The organism is uncultured Collinsella sp., from assembly GCF_959026545.1.
GTDB lineage: Bacteria > Actinomycetota > Coriobacteriia > Coriobacteriales > Coriobacteriaceae > Collinsella.
In genome coordinates this window covers 21564-40166 of the sequence record NZ_CAUFLV010000017.1, presented here as the reverse complement: position 1 = coordinate 40166, position 18603 = coordinate 21564, and the positions used below count along the sequence as shown (strand labels likewise).

General features: G+C 60.3%; 15 protein-coding genes and 1 pseudogene. 13 read left to right on the top strand and 3 right to left on the bottom strand.

All coding sequences use genetic code 11. The features are described 5' to 3' along the window. Positions 1–55 precede the first annotated feature (55 nt). A pseudogene (locus tag Q5Q88_RS07875) lies at positions 56–637 on the top strand (IS3 family transposase); the annotation flags it as partial. Positions 638–1313: 676 nt separating this feature from the next. Then, entirely contained in the window at positions 1314–2504 is a 1191-nt protein-coding gene (locus tag Q5Q88_RS07870; RefSeq protein WP_302742779.1) for an ATP-binding protein, read from the top strand. A gap of 109 nt (positions 2505–2613) precedes the next feature. Here the strand turns inward: Q5Q88_RS07870 and Q5Q88_RS07865 are convergent, their stop codons facing one another. Then, on the bottom strand, positions 2614–3720 hold the full coding sequence (locus Q5Q88_RS07865; protein ID WP_118653345.1) for an ATP-binding protein: 1107 nt from the start codon (positions 3718–3720) through the stop codon (positions 2614–2616). A gap of 1218 nt (positions 3721–4938) precedes the next feature. Here Q5Q88_RS07865 and Q5Q88_RS07860 point away from each other — a divergent pair. The 3 genes from Q5Q88_RS07860 to Q5Q88_RS07850 are packed head-to-tail and all read left to right on the top strand — an operon-like array spanning position 4939 to position 6530. Then, complete coding sequence (locus tag Q5Q88_RS07860; protein WP_302742776.1) at positions 4939–5562, top strand: ABC transporter permease; 624 nt, start codon at positions 4939–4941, stop codon at positions 5560–5562. 10 nt (positions 5563–5572) lie between these two features. Next, entirely contained in the window at positions 5573–5764 is a 192-nt protein-coding gene (locus tag Q5Q88_RS07855; RefSeq protein WP_302742774.1) for a hypothetical protein, read from the top strand. A 10-nt stretch (positions 5765–5774) separates the two neighbouring features. Beyond that, positions 5775–6530: an ABC transporter ATP-binding protein gene (locus tag Q5Q88_RS07850; protein WP_302742772.1), complete on the top strand. Its 756-nt coding sequence runs from the start codon at positions 5775–5777 to the stop codon at positions 6528–6530. Positions 6531–6565: 35 nt separating this feature from the next. On the opposite strand, the gene Q5Q88_RS07845 is transcribed toward Q5Q88_RS07850, so the two are convergent. Continuing rightward, positions 6566–8710 (bottom strand): LTA synthase family protein, encoded by a 2145-nt coding sequence (locus tag Q5Q88_RS07845; RefSeq protein ID WP_302742770.1) that lies wholly within the window; start codon positions 8708–8710, stop codon positions 6566–6568. A gap of 135 nt (positions 8711–8845) precedes the next feature. Then, complete coding sequence (locus Q5Q88_RS07840) at positions 8846–9391, bottom strand: Rrf2 family transcriptional regulator (protein ID WP_302742768.1); 546 nt, start codon at positions 9389–9391, stop codon at positions 8846–8848. 161 nt (positions 9392–9552) lie between these two features. Between Q5Q88_RS07840 and sufC the strand changes: the two genes are divergently transcribed. The 8 genes from sufC (at position 9553) to Q5Q88_RS07800 (ending at position 18256) form a co-directional block, all read left to right on the top strand. Next, entirely contained in the window at positions 9553–10335 is a 783-nt protein-coding gene (sufC, locus tag Q5Q88_RS07835; protein WP_302742766.1) for a Fe-S cluster assembly ATPase SufC, read from the top strand. A 12-nt stretch (positions 10336–10347) separates the two neighbouring features. After that, positions 10348–11760, top strand: coding sequence for a Fe-S cluster assembly protein SufB (sufB, locus tag Q5Q88_RS07830; protein ID WP_302742764.1), 1413 nt, complete (start codon positions 10348–10350; stop codon positions 11758–11760). Further along, on the top strand, positions 11760–13022 hold the full coding sequence (locus tag Q5Q88_RS07825; protein ID WP_118653329.1) for a SufD family Fe-S cluster assembly protein: 1263 nt from the start codon (positions 11760–11762) through the stop codon (positions 13020–13022). The genes sufB and Q5Q88_RS07825 overlap by 1 nt, the downstream gene beginning before the upstream one ends. Next, entirely contained in the window at positions 13019–14362 is a 1344-nt protein-coding gene (locus Q5Q88_RS07820; protein WP_302742761.1) for an aminotransferase class V-fold PLP-dependent enzyme, read from the top strand. The genes Q5Q88_RS07825 and Q5Q88_RS07820 overlap by 4 nt, the downstream gene beginning before the upstream one ends. Beyond that, positions 14355–14777: a Fe-S cluster assembly sulfur transfer protein SufU gene (gene sufU, locus Q5Q88_RS07815; protein WP_118653325.1), complete on the top strand. Its 423-nt coding sequence runs from the start codon at positions 14355–14357 to the stop codon at positions 14775–14777. Before Q5Q88_RS07820 ends, sufU begins: the two co-directional genes overlap by 8 nt. Before the next feature lie 103 nt (positions 14778–14880). Beyond that, positions 14881–16308 carry a lysylphosphatidylglycerol synthase transmembrane domain-containing protein gene (locus tag Q5Q88_RS07810; RefSeq protein ID WP_302742759.1) on the top strand — a complete coding sequence of 476 codons (1428 nt, stop codon included), beginning with the start codon at positions 14881–14883 and terminating at the stop codon, positions 16306–16308. A gap of 191 nt (positions 16309–16499) precedes the next feature. Beyond that, positions 16500–17234: an iron-sulfur cluster assembly scaffold protein gene (locus tag Q5Q88_RS07805; protein WP_118653321.1), complete on the top strand. Its 735-nt coding sequence runs from the start codon at positions 16500–16502 to the stop codon at positions 17232–17234. Positions 17235–17251: 17 nt separating this feature from the next. Continuing rightward, on the top strand, positions 17252–18256 hold the full coding sequence (locus Q5Q88_RS07800; protein ID WP_118653319.1) for a GGGtGRT protein: 1005 nt from the start codon (positions 17252–17254) through the stop codon (positions 18254–18256). Positions 18257–18603: the final 347 nt, after the last annotated feature.

Below are 18603 nucleotides of genomic sequence, written 5' to 3'. Positions count from 1 at the left end.
CCCTCAGACTCTCATCCGACTGTCCAATTTAGTATAGCCACATCAGCCACATCACTACAGCTCCTATGCGGGCGAGATATCGGAGGCCCCCGGCAACCTGCTGAGGGACGAGGATGGGAAGCACCATTTCGGCGCGAACAGGCCAAACGAGCTGTGGGTCACCGACGTGACGGAGTTCCGCATCCCGGCAGGGAAGGTGTACCTGTCGCCCATCGTGGACTGCTTCGACGGCATGCCGATCAGCTGGTCGTCGTCCACCTCCCCCGACGCCGAGATGGCGAACTCCTCGCTGCTGGAGGCATGCAGGCAGCTGCGCGAGGGCGAGCATCCCAAGGTGCACAGCGACCGCGGCTGCCACTACCGCTGGCCCGGCTGGCTGAGGATATGCGAGGAGCATGGGCTGGTGAGGTCGATGTCCAGGAAGGGGTGCAGCCCGGACAACGCGAGGGCGGAGGGCTTCTTCGGGAGGCTCAAGGTGGAGTTCTTCTATGGGCAGGACTGGTCCGGGGTGACCATGGAGGAGTTCATGGGCAGGCTCGATGCCTACCTGTCGTGGTACCGTGACGGGAGGCTCAAGAGCAATCTGGGCTACATGAGCCCGGCGCAGTACCGTCGGAGCCTGGGACTTGCAGCGTAGGGAACGGTCCAACTTTTCCGCCGCAGCCCCAAATGTGCACTGTGATTTGGGCTGTGCGTGCATTAAGAATTGAGCAGTTTGATCATGAGGGCCACGCCCACGGAACTGGCTCCGCCTTGACACCGTGCTCGGGGCACACCACGCGGCGCGGGGCGTGCCCCACGTAGCAGCGGGCGGATCTGACGCCGGGCGCGCGCCAGCGCCTGGCGGGCAGCGTGTCGTAGCCGCGCAGCGCCTCCCGCACACGGGGCACTTTGGAGCGGCCCTGCGCGGCCTGGCGGTCACGATTATGGAATCGCCCTCGATTCTGGCTCCCTCGACGACGGATCTGCGCAGCCCGAGGACCTCTTTATAGTACACTCTTCTGCATACGGTTGCGCGCCTCTCGCCCGCTGTTTTCTCTTGGTTGAAAAAACGATACGCGGCGCGCGGCGCCGCTAGATGCCGGTTTTCACCGTCAGGTCAACCCACACAAACTCCGAAGAGCCAGATAATGAGGCCACTAAGGAGAGTAACCCTCGGATTCTATAGGTCCCACCGTCCAGATAGACAACAATGAGAACTACGCTGCGAACTCCACGACCGTCTTAAGCCCCTTGCTTAAGCCCCTAATTCCGAACACGCCTAATCCTTCCTCCCTAAATATCAGCTAATATATGAAGCAAGGAGGCATCTGATGATTGACTTCAGGAATCCATATACGCCTGGTGCTGGCATGATGCCCAAGTATCTTGCCGGCCGAAACACTGAACTTGAGAGTGCCGAGCAAAGGCTGCTCGCCATCAAAACGGGCTACCCCGCTCGTTCGGTCGTGTACTACGGGCTACGAGGCGTGGGTAAAACCGTCATCCTTAACGCCGTTGCGGAGCGGGCTGAAGATCAGGGGCTCCTCTCTAGACACATTGAGGTCACAGAGAAATCCGGGAGCTTCATTCGTTCCCTTTCATATGCTTGTAGCGCGTTCGTCCTTAGTCTCAGCGCCAAGAAGACGCTTCAGAACAAGCTCGGTAAGCTGATATCGGTCATTCGGTCGTTCACGGCAACGTGGAATCCCTCTGACAACACCATCTCGTTTGAACTTGACGGTGAAGCTCTTTCCTCAGCCACAGCGGGAACGGGAAATCTCACTAACGACCTCACCGAGGTGATGGTGGAGCTTGGCCGTTATGCCCAAAAGGCCGATACGGCCATCTGCTTTTGCATCGATGAGATCCAGTATGCCTCAGAGGAGGAACTTGAGGCCCTGATCACCGCAGTCCACCGCATCAACCAGCTTGGACTGCCCGTCATTTTCTTCTGCGCTGGGCTTCCCAAGATTCTCAAGACTATGGGTGATGTCAAATCCTATACTGAACGCCTCTTTGAGTTCTCCAGAGTCGATTCGCTTGAAATCGACTCTGCGCGAAAAGCGATTATCGAGCCCGCTGCGGAGCTTCGCGTTGCATTTGAGCCCAAGGCCGTCGACGCCATCATTGAGCAAACGAATGGCTATCCCTACTTAATTCAAGAGATGTGTGCAACCGTATGGGAGAACAGCTCTTCAAAGGTCATTACCGTCGATGATGTTGCATCCAATATCGCCGCTACCAACGAACGCCTCGACAACGGCTTCTTCCGCGTTCGCTTCAATCGATGCACTCCGAGACAACAAGAATTCCTGGTTGCAATGGTCCAATGCGGAGAGCTTCCCTGCACAATGGCAAACGTTGCCGCAAACATGGGGATCTCACCGACGAACCGTATTTCGACTTTCAGGGCGCAGCTTATTGCCAAGGGCCTGATTTATGCAACTGGCTATGGCGAAGTCGACTTCACCGTCCCCAAGTTCGACGAGTTCATCAAGCGCACACTACCTGACAAATTCTAAGCTAGCGAGCAGCTGCCAGCTGGAACGACGTCGTCCTGTGGTAGAGCGTGAGTAGGAGCGCGTTTCGCTGAGTTTGGTAAGTGTTTCGATAAAGTTGGAAATCAAAGAGTCAATATCGGTCGAGCAACTCCTCCGCGTTATCCAGCACGTACTCCCTCAAAAAAGGAACGGAGAACTCAACATATCCACGAACGGGACTTTGAATCACCTCGTGCTGTATGAGCGAACGCCGAAATGAGCTCGTGGCCTTCGGCTCCCTTCCCATCCTTTTCGCGACGTCGGCGGTCGAGGCGCGCTCGCCCTCTCGCGCCATCGCAACAAGGTACTCCATCGCCCCTTTGGTCAACTTGGAGATCGCGGGCTCATGGACCACTTCATGGAATCGCGTCATAGCGTTTTCCACACCGAGGCGCATATCTTCGTCGGAAACCTGCATCGAACTCGCGCGGTGCAAGTCCGCAAATCGCCAAACGTAATATCCGATCAGCTGGATCAAGTACGCGTAACCCTCGGTCGCATGCGCCATTATCTCAAGTTGATCATCGTCGAGAATCAAACCCGAGGCGGCGAACCCGTCCTTGAAGGACAGCTTCACCTCGATGAGACTGATAAAGTCAAGCTCCTCGCTTTGGGCGCGCCTTAAAAACGTCAGCGCCTTGCCGTTGATCAAATCCATAACCCCCATGGGGAGGCCGGCGAACACAAGCGAGATATTCTCCTTCTCCCTGATGAGGTGCTGGACCGAACCGGCGATGAGCTGCATGGCCTCAAGCGGCGCATCTTGGACCTCGTCGATAGTGACTACCAGCCCTTTCCCCTCGCCGCAACGACGCTTCATCAGCGCTCGTAGGTTCGGCCTCTTAACGCCCATCGACACTTCACCAGATGCTATCGCGGCATTGCCTGCAAGCGAGATTGAGTCAACGGAGGAATCTGGGCTCAATTCGTACATCAAGTCGTCCACCATGTTGACACCCGCAGTGATATTGACCACATTCCAGCCGATATCCTGAGCGCGGGCGCCCAGATCGGTGAGCAGAACGGTCTTTCCCGATCCTCTCGGCCCCGTCACCCTCATCAAGCGGGCCGGTGCGCCCGCGCCGCCCTCCAGCGCACCGACATAATCCAAGAAAACCTGATCGCGACCTATGATGCGCGGCGGCTCCGCCCCAGCGCTGGGCTTAAACGGATTGAAGAACTTCTTTGAACACGCCATGTAGCATCACCCATCCAGTCATATCCCTCAAATCGATTATATCGCTCAAATCGACGGAATCGACCGAATCGCTTTAATCGACAGCCGACGATGGGTCGACCTAGGCAACCTTACAGTTCGTGTAGGCTCCTCGGGTGCGATGTCTATCTCCCCGCGCCACGTCACAGCGCCGTACTCCACGCACACGGCAATGAAGGCGGTGGGTTCTCAAGTACTCTGAACACACCCTTGCCGAGTAGCGGCATGACGTCGTAAACCCCGCTTTTGCCATCCTCGAACGCTAGGGCGATGCGGTGCCCAGGAACCGCCCGACGATCTCCGCACGATACAAAAGTGCGACTTCACGGTTGGGAATGCGCGGGGGGGCGCAACGAGAGTGTATCGTTTGGTAGAGCGGTCTCATCGGTCGTCAGATAACCGGCGAGGTACAGCATGCTCCAAAGGCCATCGCCCTTGAGCCCCATCTCGGGAAACACGATGCCCAGAACGAACGGTGCCATCCCGATCGATATAGTTCAACATGCTCCCGGGGTTATACACGCCTCCGTCGTCGAATCTGTAGCCGCCATACCACCACTTGGCAGTTTCATACTTTCCAGATGCCCCATACAGGACAAAAATGCGGCAAACCCACCGTCCTGATTATCCGCTCAGCACATCTACGCGCCTGCATGCCCCCTCAACCATCTTGCCTGCCATTTCCTTTGCCTCTGGGAAGCCCTCGTCAGCCAAGCCAGAAGCAGCGCTCAAACGCCTCCCTCATCGGACCTTCTGGAATCAGACCATCGAAAAACGCCCGGGTGCTTTGGGGGGAGAAGCGATTCACCGACAAGAGGCAAGCTCCTAGAGATGGCTGTCGCGTTAGGCGTGGCGAGATATCCAGAATCGTACGAGAACCTCGGACCGTTACTCTTTTCCGCTCCGCTCATTTCCGCAACTGACAACTCGATTTCGTACCGAACGGGATTAAATTCTACTATCTCCTAATGTCTTACCGCTCGGTAAGCTATTGAAACATCAGACAATTTCTTACCGCTCGGTAGGAGTGTGATTATATCGAGGAAATCGCTTAAATCGGCAGCATGGCATGCAATCGATAACACCTCGCAGTCCACGCGTCTTACGTCACCCCGCCCCGTGCAGATACGGTGCGGCACGGGACCACATGGTAAGATGTCATTTCGTTAGACAAACCTCTACGCCCTAGGAGCACTGCTCGTGGCCGATAACTCTACCGACACGGCTGCCATTCAGCCGTACGCGAAGAACGAAACAGAGAAGAACCGCTTTATCTTAAAGCAGCTCGTCACCAAGGACTTCAAGCTCAAGTACCGCCGCAGCGTGCTGGGCGTCGTCTGGTCGGTGCTGAACCCGCTCCTCATGATGGTCGTCATGAGCATCGTGTTCTCGTTCCTGTTCAGCAACGGCATCGAGAACTTCCCACTCTACCTCATCCTGGGCAACATCACGTTCTCGTTCATGTCCGACTCAACGAGCGCCGCCCTCACGTCCTTTCTCGATGCGGCACCTCTGCTCAAGAAGGTCAAGATCTCGCGCTTCGTGTTCCCCGTGCAGAAGGTCCTGTTCGCGCTCGTGAACTTCGCCTTCTCACTCGTCGCCGTCGCGCTCGTCATGCTGTGGTTCCGCGTCATGCCCACCTGGCACCTTATCTGGCTGCCCGTGTGCCTGGGTCTCCTCATCATCTTCTGCATCGGTATCGGCCTCATCATCGGGTCGCTCGCCGTGTTCTTCCGCGACGTCATCCACCTGTGGAGCGTCATCCTCACCGCATGGACCTACCTCACCCCCCCTGTTCTGGGACTTTCAGCTGCTCATCGATAAGGGTGCCCCGTTGTGGGTTATCGGCATCGTCAAGGCGAACCCCATGTACGGCTTTGTGACCTTCATGCGCGACATCTTCCTGTGGAATCAGAGCCCCTCGACCGAGATTCTCGCGCTCTGTGCCGTCTGGGCTGTCGTCATGCTCGCCATCGGCATCCTCGTCTTCCGCAAATCCCAACACAAGTTCATCCTCTACGTCTAAGGACACATCAATGGCAACCACCGCATCTTCCGAATACGCCATCGAGGTCAACGACGTCACGATGATCTTCAACATGGCATCCGAGCAACTCAACAGCCTCAAGGAGTACTTCATCAAGCTCATGAAGCACGAGCTGTTCTTCAACGAGTTCCGCGCGCTCAAGAACGTCTCGTTCAAGGTGCGCCCCGGCGAGGTCGTGGGCCTGGTGGGAACCAACGGCTCGGGCAAGTCCACCATGCTCAAGGTGATCGCCGGCGTGCTCGAGGCCAGCGAGGGCGAGTGCATCGTCCGCGGCAACATCGCGCCGCTCATCGAGCTTGGCGCGGGCTTCGACCTCGAGCTCACCGCGCGCGAGAACATCTACCTCAACGGAGCCCTGCTCGGCTACACCGAGGAGTTCATCGACGCCCATTTCCAAGAGATTATCGACTTCGCCGAGCTTCCCGACTTCGTGGACATGCCCATGAAGAACTTCTCCTCCGGCATGGTCGCGCGCATCGCCTTCGCCATCGCCACCATCACCGAGCCTGACATCCTCATCGTGGACGAGACGCTCTCCGTAGGCGACGTGTTCTTCCAGGAGAAGTGCGAGCGCCGCATCCAGCACTTCATCGAGGACGGCAACGTCACCGTGCTGTTCGTGAGCCACTCCATGGACCAGGTGGAGCGCATCTGCCAGCGCGCCGTGTGGATCGAGAAGGGCGACCTGCGCATGGACGGACCCGTGGACGAGGTCTGCAAGGCGTATCGGGCGCAGTTCGCGTAGACTGTGAATGAAAGACAAACGCAGTCACACTTAAACTACTGGCCAAGCTTCTCCGTAAACCTTAGGTACTGAATCGCTTGCATCTGCGCAATCGTCTCACGATAGGGGCTCTCGACGCCGAGCTCATACCTCAATCCATCGGCTCCAATATAGCCCAGCAGGTTGATTGCCCCTACGCTTTGCCCCAAGACAAGATCTGCCTTCTGACGATCAGTCAGGGGTGCACCAAGTGCGTAGAGAACCTGCGCGGCAAGTTGCGATGAGCTCGTCGTCCGAACTTGACCGAACCCCGTGCCGGCAACCTCGTAATTCGTCCAAACCATATACGTCGATTCGTACTTCTTGAACTCTCGGTCAAGCTGAGCCGCATCGGCATACAGGGAATCCGCCAAGGTACCAGCGAACCCCGGTTGGTGGTCGCCAAAAAACACCAGCGCAACAGGGCGATCGATGCCTTTCAATCTCTCGATGAACTGCGCCAGATCCTGATCGGACCTATTGATGCAGGCCAAATACACACCAAGCTCAGACAAGACCGCCGAGTCGTCAACACCCGAAACATCCAGGTTAACCACATCCTCGGCAGGCACGCTCCCCTCGCCATAACCACTGTGGTTCTGCATGGTGACATCGAAGATGAACTGCGGCGCGGCATCCTGCTCGAGCAGCTCGAGAATCTTGTCGTACGTAGAAGCGTCCGTCGCACCGGAATGGTACATGGGCGCGGACTCAAAATCCTCAATCGAGAGGAAGCGGTCAAAACCAAGCTGCCCATACACGGAAGAACGTTTCCAGTTAACTGCGCTCTGCGGATGCATGGCGACCGTACCGTATCCCAGCTGCTTAAACTGCTTGACTAGGCTATCGGATTCGCTCAAATCATAGAGCTGATACGGGCATTTCCCCGTGCCAATAAACGCCATCGAATTCCCCGTAAGAAATTCGAACTCCGAATTTGCCGTACCACCGCCCATAACCGACACCATGAGCGTGCCGCGCTGGAGCGTCCCCTCGATCGAATTGTAGAATTGAGGTCCTCCATAGCCCGCATCACGCACTGCATCGTATATCGACAGGTCGGAGAACGTCTCGTTCATGACGGCGATGACAGTAGGCCTGATCTCGTTGAACTGAGCCTCCGCCGCAAGGCGCTCGGGCGTGGAACCCATGGTGGCATTGAATTCGTCTTCGAGCTGATAAAGCAAGTCCGTCGCCTGTTGCCCATCATATCCTTCCGGTTCGGGAATCTTCAGATCCTGGGCGACCTCAATGAACGCGGGGACGAATCCGAGCGTTTGATACGTATTAATGGGCATAAATCGGTCGTACCCAAAAACAATTATCTCCTCAAGTTTCACCCTGTTGAACAACCCGCCCAGGATGGCAAACAGAACCACGCCCACCAGCGTGCTCGCGCCCGCAGTGATTGCGCGCGCTCTGCGAGAAAAGCTCCTATAGTCCGGTTTAAGAAGGGACAGGCTGCAAGCGCATACGGCGGTCGCACACAGGGCCACAACCATCTTGGGAGTAAGCACGTAGTTATAACCGGAGGCAACCGCACCAGCCGTCTTAAGCGAGAGCAGATCCGTTGGCATGATGGGAGTACCCTTGAACATCACCACGAAATGCTGGGCGATGCCAAATCCCAAAGCGCACAGGGGGACAAACGCCATAAGGGCTCCCCCTCGCTGACCCAGGAAATACAGGGCCGTAGAAACAACGGCAAACAGTGAAACGGTAACGGCGAAAAATTGCAGCTGAATCGACCCGCTCGAATCCAACCAGACGTAATCAATCATCCATGCGGAAAGGATGGACACAAATGCGATAACACAGACGATGGCGACGGCACGTAGGGCAACCCGCAGTTTGATGGGAAGTTCCGCCATGCCGTCCGAAATGCGATTTCGCGTGAGCGTGATAGTGCCGCACAAAAACAACGCCACCGCACAAGCGCCAAGGTCGAGGATTCCAGCCTCGGCGTCTATGCCACCGAGCAAGCAAAAAATGCTAACAACGAGCAAGAGTGCCACATAGAACATCGACCACATGATGTCTCCAAGAGGCAAGCGGCGGCATTGCCTCCACATGCTCACGGCATGGAAAACTGCCAATGCGGTCAGGGCAAGCGCAGAGACGAAAAGCGGTGTAGAATACGCCGCAGGAGCAAACTCGGGCATGTAACGATCCGTTCAAGACAAGGTAAGGAGACGGTAAACATCATCCTAACACGGGAGCGCGTAGCCACAACATTGCCCGGCACCATCGGTGCGCGCGATAGCGGCATCAATTCGCGCCGATGCCGCCACTAGCACCTACAGTTCAATCTCCACCTTAATCTCCGGCACGGTGGCGAGCTCGTCGAGGGTCACGCCGTCCACGTAGGCGTCGATGGTCTCCTCGAGGCCGGTCCAGAACTTCACCGTCGAGCACAAATCGCTGCGGCCGCACGTCCCGTCGAGCCCCTCGCACGCCACGGTAGAGCGCTCCCCTTCCGCAGCGCGCAAGATATCACCTGCGCTGATCTCGCCCATTGGCTTGGCCAGCACGTACCCGCCGCCCTTGCCGCGCACGCTCTTGAGCAGACCCGCCTTCATGAGCGGGCGCACCAGCTGCTCCAAGTACTTGAGCGAGATGACCTCCCGCTCGGCGACCTCGCGCAGCGACACCTTAGTCTGGGGACGCGAGGCGCTCGCGAGGGGTCGTGCGGGGGCATCAAGGGCCAACGACCCTGAGCGCGACCCATTCCCTGGTGCAGGGGCGTCATCACCAACGGCACTTCCCGCAACGGGATCCCCGCCGATCGCGGCAATGTATATCATCAGCTTGAGCGCGTAGCGGCCCTTTGAGGAAATGAGCATGGGCGAACCCCCTTGCGGTAAACCATGTGAAACAGCGAGCCTGGTCTCGAAACGTCTGCATATTCTCGCAGAAATCGGCTATCATCGTATCGTTAATCCGAGTGAACTTCTAGAGTTTAGCGCGGATCGCACATCGCCCGCGCACCTCGAAAGGAATTCTTATGAGCGCAACACCCCTGCTCAGCATCACCGGCCTCACCGCCTCGGTGGACGAGAAGACCATTCTCCACGGCATCGACCTCGATGTCGCCGCCGGCGAGACCCACGTCCTCATGGGCCCCAACGGCGCGGGCAAGTCCACCATGGGCCACGTGATCATGGGCGACCCGGTCTACACCGTGAACGAGGGCACCATCACCTTCGACGGCCAGGACATCACCGACCTCTCCCCCGACAAGCGCTCCCGCGCGGGTCTGTTCCTTTCCTTCCAGGCCCCGGTCGAAATTCCGGGCGTTCCGCTCTCCAGCTTTCTGCGCGCAAGCGTCGCCGGCCGCCCCGGCCTCGAAATGAAGGGCAAGGAGTTCCGGCGCCGCGTGAAGGAGCTCGCCGCGGAGCTCGACATGGACACCGCCTACCTCAATCGCGAGCTGGGCGTGGGCTTCTCCGGCGGTGAGAAGAAGAAGGTCGAGATGTTGCAGTTGCTGCTGCTCCAGCCCAAACTCGCCATCCTCGACGAGACCGACTCCGGCCTCGACGTCGACGCCCTCGGCGTGGTCTCCCGCGGCATGGACGCCTACCGCCGCTCCACCGACGGCTCGCTCGTCATCATCACCCACAACACGCGCATCCTCGAGCACCTCGAGGTCGACCGCGTCCACGTTATGGTGGACGGCCGCATCGTGCGCGAAGACGACGCCTCGCTCATCCCGTGGATCGACGCCAACGGCTTCGACTCCTTTGAGCGCGAAGCAGCCGAGCAGCTCGCCGCGGGCGAGTCCCGCTAGGAGGCCGCAGTCATGGCTAAGAACCGCACCGAGGTCGCGGACATCGACCGCAGCCTCTACGACTTCTCTTATGGCGAGGAGGGCTTCGAGCGCCTCGACGCGGGCCTCACGCCCGACATCGTCCGCGAGATCTCCGAGCGCAAGGACGAGCCCGCCTGGATGCTCGAGCGCCGCCTCAAGTCCCTCGAGATCTACCACGGCATGCCCAACCCCACCTGGGGACCGGGCATCGACGGCCTCGACATGGACCATATCGTCACGTACGTGAAGCCCAACACCGACCAAAAGGCCGACTGGGACTCCGTACCCGACGACATCAAAAATACCTTCGAGCGCCTGGGCATCCCCGAGGCCGAGCGCAGCTATCTCGCCGGCGTGGGCGCCCAGTACGACTCCGAGCTCGTCTACCACAACATGCAGGACACCGCCTCCAAGATGGGCATCGTCTACTCGGGTATCGAGGAGGCACTCCACGAGCCCAAGTGGGAGGCGATCATCCGCGAGAAGTTCATGACGCTCATCCCGCCCACCGACCACAAGTTCGCGGCGCTGCACGGCGCCGTGTGGTCTGGCGGCTCGTTCGTCTACGTACCGAAGGGCGTCAAGCTCGACTTCCCGCTGCAGAGCTACTTCCGCCTGAACGCCGCGGGCGCGGGTCAGTTCGAGCACACGCTCATCATCGTCGAGGACGACGCCGACCTGCACTTCATCGAGGGTTGCTCGGCACCCAAGTACAACGTGGCGAACCTCCACGCGGGCGCCGTAGAGCTCTTCGTGGGCAAACGCGCGCACCTGCGCTATTCGACCATCGAGAACTGGTCGAAGAACATGTACAACTTGAACACCAAGCGCGCCCGCTGCGAGGAGGAGGGCGAGATCGAGTGGATCTCGGGCTCCTTTGGCAGCCACGTGGGCTACCTCTACCCCATGAGCGTGCTCGCGGGCCGCAAGAGCCGCTCGAGCTTCACCGGCATCACCTTCGCGGGCGCCGGCCAGAACCTCGACACCGGCTGCAAGGTCGTGCTCGGCGCGCCCGACACCACCGCCACGGTCGAGACCAAGTCCATCTCCAAGGGCGGAGGCATCTCCACGTTCCGCAGCTCCATCGTCGCCACCCCGGCCGCCGAGGGCTCTGCGGCGAGTGTGTCGTGCCAGTCGCTCATGCTCGACGACATCTCGCGCTCCGACACCATCCCCGCGATGGACATCCGCGCCAAGAACGTGGACATCGGCCATGAGGCGACGATTGGTCGCATCGGCGACGATAAGGTGTTCTACCTCATGAGCCGCGGCATGTCCGAGGAAGAGGCGCGCACCATGATCGTGAACGGCTTCGCCAATCCCGTTTCCAAGGAGCTCCCGCTCGAGTACGCAGTCGAGATGAACAACCTGATCAAGCTCGAGATGGAAGGGGCTATCGGATAATGAAGATGGACGGTATGACCATTCGCCATGCAAGTGCGATGCCTGCTCCAACTTGGAGCTGGCTCAAGATGAACGACGTCACCGTGAAGATCCCCGATGGCCTGGAACGCACATGCCAGGTCGAAATCGAGGCAGGCGACACCCTGGACAACACCACGAGTTTTGAAAGCGCCATCGCTCGCCTGCAGGAGCGCCTCGACGCCGAACGCAGCGACGCCCGTGCAGATTCCCGCGCCATCTGCGTTGCCGCCACGCGCAAGGACAAGGGCGCCGAGGACCTCGATGTCCCCGCCCTTTCCTCCTACGAGAAGCGCGCCGCCCTCTCCGAGATGGCCGGTGATGTCGCCGCCGACTTTGAGACTGGCATCGGCATCAACGCCCGCGCCTATCTGAACTTCCTCGCCGGCGGAACCGCGGTCCTCGCAGCCGAGGCTGGTGAGACCGAGCAGGCGAACATCCGTGTTACTGCTGAGAATGGCACTGCATCGGGTGCCAGCGTTGACATCATCGCCGAGGACGGTGCCACCTTCGCCGTGACCATCTCCCTCGATTCCACCGCCGAGCAGCCAACCTTCATGGGCTCCACTCTGCGTGTGTTCGCCGGACGCGGCGCCCGCGTCGACCTCACGGTCTATGTCACCGCCAGCGATGCCGTCACGCTCATGGAGGATTCCGGCTTCGTGCTCGACGAGGACGCGCGCGTGACCGTCCGTCATGTGGTCCTCGCAGGCGGCTTCACCGCCACAGGCCTCGCAGCCGACCTCCGGGGCGACCGCTCCCGCATCGACGTCGAGACGAGCTATCTCGCCGCTGGTACCGAACAGCGCGACTTCAACTACGTAATCCGCCATCGCGGTCGCAAGACGCTCTCCAACATGGACGCAAACGGCGTGCTCACCGGCTCGTCCAAGAAATGCCTACGTGGCACCATCGACCTCATCCACGGGGCAAAGGGAGCCGAGGGCGCCGAGCGCGAGACGGTCCTGTTGGCAAACCATGGCGTGGACAACAAGACCATTCCCACCATCTTATGCGATGAGGACGACGTCGCGGGCAACCACGGTGCCACCATCGGCCATGTGCGTCCCGAGCAGCTTTTCTACGCCGCATGTCGCGGCCTTTCCCAAGAGCAGACGGAGGCCCTGTTCCTCTCCGCCAAACTTGAGGACGCCGCTCTACGCGCGCCCAATGACGCGATTCGCGCCCATGTCGTCCGCCTGGGCAACCAGATCGTCCCGGATTTTGAGGAGGAGATCGCGTGATCGACACCGACAACGTGACCTGCGACACCTGCACCGCACCTTCCAGTTTCGTATTCGATGCCTCTGATGAGGTAAGTCGCGGATGGCCCCGCGTCGACATCGGGCTCAATCCGTATAAAAGCTCCTTCCCGCTCCTCGCCCAGCGAGAGGACATCGCCTTTTTGGACAGCGGCGCCACCGCGCAACGCCCTGCATGCGTTCTCGAAGCTCAAAGGAGCTTCTATGAAACGATGAACGCCAATCCCCTGCGCGGTCTGTACTCGCTCTCCGTTGAGGCGACCGAGGCCATCGCACGCGTACGCGCCCAGATCGCCGAGCTCTTGGGCGCGGTAGACGAGCGAGGTCGCGCCCGCGCCAACGAGGTGGTGTTCTGCCGCAACACGAGCGAGGCGCTGAACATTGTTGCCAAGGGCTTCGCGCCCCACGTGCTCAAGCCCGGTGACGAGGTCGCCATCACCATCATGGAGCACCACTCCAACCTGATTCCGTGGCAGCAGGCGTGCCGCGCCGCAGGTGCGAAGCTCGTCTACCTCTACCCCACCAAAACCGGTCGGATCACCGACGAGGAGATCGCTGCCAAGATCGGGCCTGCGACCAAAATCGTCGCCGCCGCGCACGTCTCCAATGTCCTGGGCGTGGAAAATCCCATCGCCAAACTCGCCGCGGCCGCTCATGCAAACGGAGCCTACATGGTGGTCGACGCCGCCCAATCCATCCCGCACATGCGCGTCGACGTGAACGAGCTCGGCGCCGACTTCCTCGCCTTCTCCGCACATAAGGCACTTGGCCCCATGGGCGTGGGAGTGCTGTGGGGACGTGCGGAGCTGCTCGACCAAACCGACCCCGTCCTCACCGGCGGCGAGATGATCGACTCCGTCACCGAGCAGGGCGCCGTCTGGGCCCCCGTGCCCGAGAAGTTCGAGGCCGGCACACAGGACGCTGCTGGCATTTACGCCACCGGAGTGGCGCTGGACTATCTCGTGAACAAGGTCGGCTACGACGCCATTGCCGAGCGTGAGCACGCACTCGTCCATTACGCCATGAGTCGCATGGTCGAGCTTCCCTTCGTTGACATCATCGGGTCCATCTACTGGGACCAGCACCATGGGGCCGTTAGTTTCAACATCCGCGGCATCCATCCACACGACGTCGCGAGCATCATGGACATGGACGGCGCGTGCATCCGCGCAGGGCACCACTGCGCCCAGCCGCTCCTCACCTGGCTCGGCGTGGAGAACCTCGCCTGCTGCCGCGCCAGCCTTGCCTTCTATAACGACAAGTACGACATCGACCGCTTCATCGACTCCCTCAACCACGTCTGGAGTGTCTTCAATGGGTAACATCTACCGTTCCGCATCCTTCATGGAACACAGCTCGCACCCCGATTACAAGTACGAGATGGACGCCCCCACGCACACGCATGACGGCATCAACCCCAGCTGCGGCGATGAGCTCACGCTTTCCCTACGCGTGGAGAACGGAGTCATTGAAGAGGCCGCCTTCACCGGGCACGGCTGCGCGATCTCGCAGGCGTCAGCGGATATCATGGCAGACCTCATCACGGGCGAGACGGTTGAGGAGGCCAAGCGCCTATCCGGGCTTTTCTTGGCGATGATCCGCGGCGAGGAGCTCACCGAGGACGACTTTGACGACCTCGACGAGGCGGCCCAACTCAAGGACATCTCGCACATGCCCGCGCGCGTCAAGTGTGCCGAGCTCGCCTGGCGCACGCTCGACGGCATACTCAGCGCGTAACCTTCTTGTGTATCAGCTCATGCCCGGCGCGGCGCCGTGACAGACGGGTACACTGTGTACACGGTCGCGACGGCGCGGCCACGATGTACCCACGGAGGCACGGATGACGTCACAGACCGATCGCGAACAGGAGCGCTCAACGGCGTCCGTAACGCCCGGGGCAACCGAGCAGCAGCGTGAACGCCGCGCCCCCAAAATCGCAGTTGGAGACGTCTCCGCCGTCCAGGACCGCAAGGCCGACAGCACCTCCATGAAGCAGGTGCGCTCCACCTTCATCTTCCTTGCGTTCATTGGTGTCGCCTACGCCGCCTACCTCGTCATGAGCGGACAACTCGATGACTTTATCCGCGCGCTCATCGGCGTCAATCCCAAATGGATCATCGCGGGCGTCGCGTGCTTTCTGTGCTATTACGTTTTCGGCATCCTGGCTTACGCCGCCATCGTCGTCATCGACCACGACTCCCCCGTCGGGTTCCGCGACCTCATGAGCGTGGAGGCATCCGGCGTCTTTTTCATGCGTCTTACCCCGGGAGGCGCGGGCGTCATCCCGTCGCAAATCTACCGCCTCACGCGCGCGGGACTCTCCCTGGCCGATGCTTCCGCCCTGCAATTCGTACGCTTCACCCTCTATGAGGCGGGTGAGGGCATCTTCGCCGCCATCATGTTGCTCTTTTGCGGCAACTACTTTTTAGAGACCTTCGCCGACGTCAAGATCATCGGGCTCGATGTTATCTGGATCGGCATTTTCATGTTCGGATACAAGTTCATCCAGGTCGGCGGTGTGCTGTTGCTCTGCCTGTTACCCGGACCGATCCAAAAACTTGGCTCGCTCGGTCTCAAGATCGGGCGCACGCTGCACATCCTCAACCAGGAGCGCTATGAGCGCTACCTCGACTTCCTCACCACGCAGGTCACCACGTTTTCACAGGCTTTCCGCTCTGCAGCATCCAACTGGCATGTGCTCCCCATCGTAGAGCTCCTTACCCTGATCCAACTCGGCTGCATGTATGCGCTGCCCTATTTCGTTCTGCGCTCGTTTGGCCTCGAGGCCGACCTGCTGGTCTGCCTCGCCTCCGGCTCCATGGTCGAGCTGCTCGTTAACGCTATTCCGCTGCCAGGTGGAGCAGGCGGCGCCGAAGTCGGCTTTACCTACCTGTTTGGCAATATGTTCGGATGGCATCTGTCTGCAGGTCTCGTCATATGGCGCTCCATCGAGTATCTGCTGCCCGTCGTCATCGCCGCCCCCTGCATGGGCATGCGTTCCACTACAGGAGAGAGCATCTACAACCGCTGGAGCCGCCGCGCGCATAACGCCCATCATGTAGCACATGGTGACTGGGGCGGAGTCAGACGGCCGGCGGGCGTCAAGTTCAGGCCAACGGACAAGCGAACAAGCACGCCGACGCGAGTCAACGCCGCGCGCAAGTCCGACGGTGTCACCTTCAAGGTTCCTGCAAAACGCACGAACAAGGAGGCGCGCGCGCACGAAGACGGTTCCACATCGGGCACCTGCAAAGATCGCAACGCATAGCGTCCCCCGTTGGCGCGGCCCCTCGGACATGATCACTCCTGCCACGCTTCGCCCATATTAAAGCGTTTCAACTTACCTTCTCCCTCGCAGGCGACCCAACTCGGGTTAAAATAAAGCTGCATGTCAGGTTTGCCCGGTCCATCGGAATCAAAACCGTGCGTCCGGCAGCGACTACGAAAGAGAGGAGAGGCATGCAGTACTCACAGGAAGTGGAGAACATGTGCCCCGTCGCCAAGGGCGCATACCACGGCCCCGCGCCCATCCCGGAGGAGGGCCAGTGGGTCCAGGCCAAGGAGATCAAGGACATCTCCGGCCTCACGCACGGTGTTGGCTGGTGCGCCCCGCAGCAGGGTGCGTGCAAGCTCACGCTTAACGTCAAGGAGGGCATCATCGAGGAGGCCCTCGTCGAGACCATCGGCTGCTCGGGCATGACCCACTCCGCCGCCATGGCTTCCGAGATCCTCCCCGGCAAGACCATCCTCGAGGCCCTCAACACCGACCTCGTCTGCGATGCCATCAACGTGGCCATGCGCGAGATCTTCCTGCAGATCGTCTACGGCCGCAGCCAGACCGCGTTCTCCGAGGGCGGCCTGCCCGTGGGCGCCTCCCTCGACGACCTCGGCAAGGGCCTGCGCTCCCAGGTCGGCACCATGTTCGGCACCAAGGCCAAGGGCGCTCGCTACCTCGAGCTCGCCCAGGGCTACGTGACCCGCATGGCCCTCAACGCCAACAACGAGATCATCGCGTTCGAGTTCATGAACCTCGGCAAGTTCACCGACGCCCTCAAGGCCGGCAAGACCCCCGAGGAGGCCATCGCCGGCGCCATGGGCCACTACGGCCAGTGGGAGAACGCCGCCAAGTACATCGACCCGCGCACCGACGAGGAGACCCACACGGTCGCCAACGTCTTCCCGGTTCACGAGTAGAAAGGGAGGGATAGAAAATGGCTGTTACTTTCGAAGGTTACGAGCGCCGCGTTGAGAAGATCAACGCCTGCCTCGCCGAGAACGGCATCGCCTCCCTCGAGGAAGCCGAGCAGATCTGCCTCGACAAGGGCGTGAACGCCCGCGAGATCGTGCACGACACCCAGTCCATCGCATTCCAGAACGCCGAGTGGGCCTACACCCTGGGCTGCGCGCTGGCCATCAAGAAGGGCGCCAAGAGCGCTTCTGAGGCTGCCGCCATCATCGGTGAGGGCATCCAGGCCTTCACCGTTCCGGGCTCCGTCGCCGAGGACCGTAAGGTCGGTCTGGGCCACGGTAACCTGGGCGCCATGCTCCTGTCCGACGACACCGAGTGCTTCGCATTCCTCGCCGGTCACGAGTCCTTCGCAGCCGCTGAGGGCGCCATCAAGCTGGCCCTCAACGCCAACAAGGCCCGCAAGACGCCGCTTCGCGTCATCCTGAATGGCCTGGGCAAGGACGCCGCCCAGATCATCGCCCGCATCAACGGCTTCACCTATGTGAAGACCCAGTTCGATTACTTCACGGGTGAGCTCAAGGTCGTCGAGACCATCCCCTACTCCGATGGTCCCCGTGCCGCCGTCAACTGCTACGGCGCCGACGACGTCCGCGAGGGCGTTGCCATCATGTGGCACGAGAACGTGGACATCTCCATCACCGGTAACTCCACCAACCCCACGCGCTTCCAGCACCCCACCGCGGGCACCTACAAAAAGGAGCGCCTCGAGGCCGGCAAGAAGTACTTCTCCGTGGCCTCCGGTGGCGGTACCGGCCGCACCCTGCACCCGGACAACATGGGCGCCGGCCCTGCCTCCTACGGCATGACCGACACCATGGGCCGTATGCACTCCGACGCCCAGTTCGCCGGCTCCTCCTCCGTGCCCGCGCACGTCGACATGATGGGCCTCATCGGCATGGGCAACAACCCCATGGTCGGTGCCACCGTCGCCTGCGCCGTCGCCGTGAACGCCGCTATCAACGAGTAGCATTCGCGCCGCGCGAGACGCACGCCAACGACTCGGCAATACGGGCCGTCACCTTCGGGTGGCGGCCCTTTTTCTTGGAGAGGATTCCAGGAGGAGGAGGATGGAGGGCGGACAGGCGGACACGGCAACGGGCGCACCCGCCGATGTACGGGCGCGACAGCCCTCAGGCGCACGAGAGGCGCGTACACATATATCTAAAATTCAGACGATCTCATGCAATATCCGACTAGATGACTCGTATGACAAACCGTCCGCGCAATAGCATCTGCCGCGTACCGACCCGCGCGTCCGAACGATACCGCGACCACGTACCCTAGTGAACGGCGCATCATCGGCCAATCCGCAGA

Coding starts and splice junctions, on each gene's coding strand:
- Q5Q88_RS07865 (WP_118653345.1), bottom strand. CDS start 3,720: ATGGCGTGTTCAAAGAAGTTCTTCAATCCGTTTAAGCCCAGCGCTGGG.
- sufC (WP_302742766.1), top strand. CDS start 9,553: ATGAGCGCAACACCCCTGCTCAGCATCACCGGCCTCACCGCCTCGGTG.
- Q5Q88_RS07805 (WP_118653321.1), top strand. CDS start 16,500: ATGCAGTACTCACAGGAAGTGGAGAACATGTGCCCCGTCGCCAAGGGC.
- Q5Q88_RS07870 (WP_302742779.1), top strand. CDS start 1,314: ATGATTGACTTCAGGAATCCATATACGCCTGGTGCTGGCATGATGCCC.
- Q5Q88_RS07850 (WP_302742772.1), top strand. CDS start 5,775: ATGGCAACCACCGCATCTTCCGAATACGCCATCGAGGTCAACGACGTC.
- Q5Q88_RS07840 (WP_302742768.1), bottom strand. CDS start 9,391: ATGCTCATTTCCTCAAAGGGCCGCTACGCGCTCAAGCTGATGATATAC.
- Q5Q88_RS07800 (WP_118653319.1), top strand. CDS start 17,252: ATGGCTGTTACTTTCGAAGGTTACGAGCGCCGCGTTGAGAAGATCAAC.
- sufU (WP_118653325.1), top strand. CDS start 14,355: ATGGGTAACATCTACCGTTCCGCATCCTTCATGGAACACAGCTCGCAC.
- sufB (WP_302742764.1), top strand. CDS start 10,348: ATGGCTAAGAACCGCACCGAGGTCGCGGACATCGACCGCAGCCTCTAC.
- Q5Q88_RS07825 (WP_118653329.1), top strand. CDS start 11,760: ATGAAGATGGACGGTATGACCATTCGCCATGCAAGTGCGATGCCTGCT.
- Q5Q88_RS07810 (WP_302742759.1), top strand. CDS start 14,881: ATGACGTCACAGACCGATCGCGAACAGGAGCGCTCAACGGCGTCCGTA.
- Q5Q88_RS07845 (WP_302742770.1), bottom strand. CDS start 8,710: ATGCCCGAGTTTGCTCCTGCGGCGTATTCTACACCGCTTTTCGTCTCT.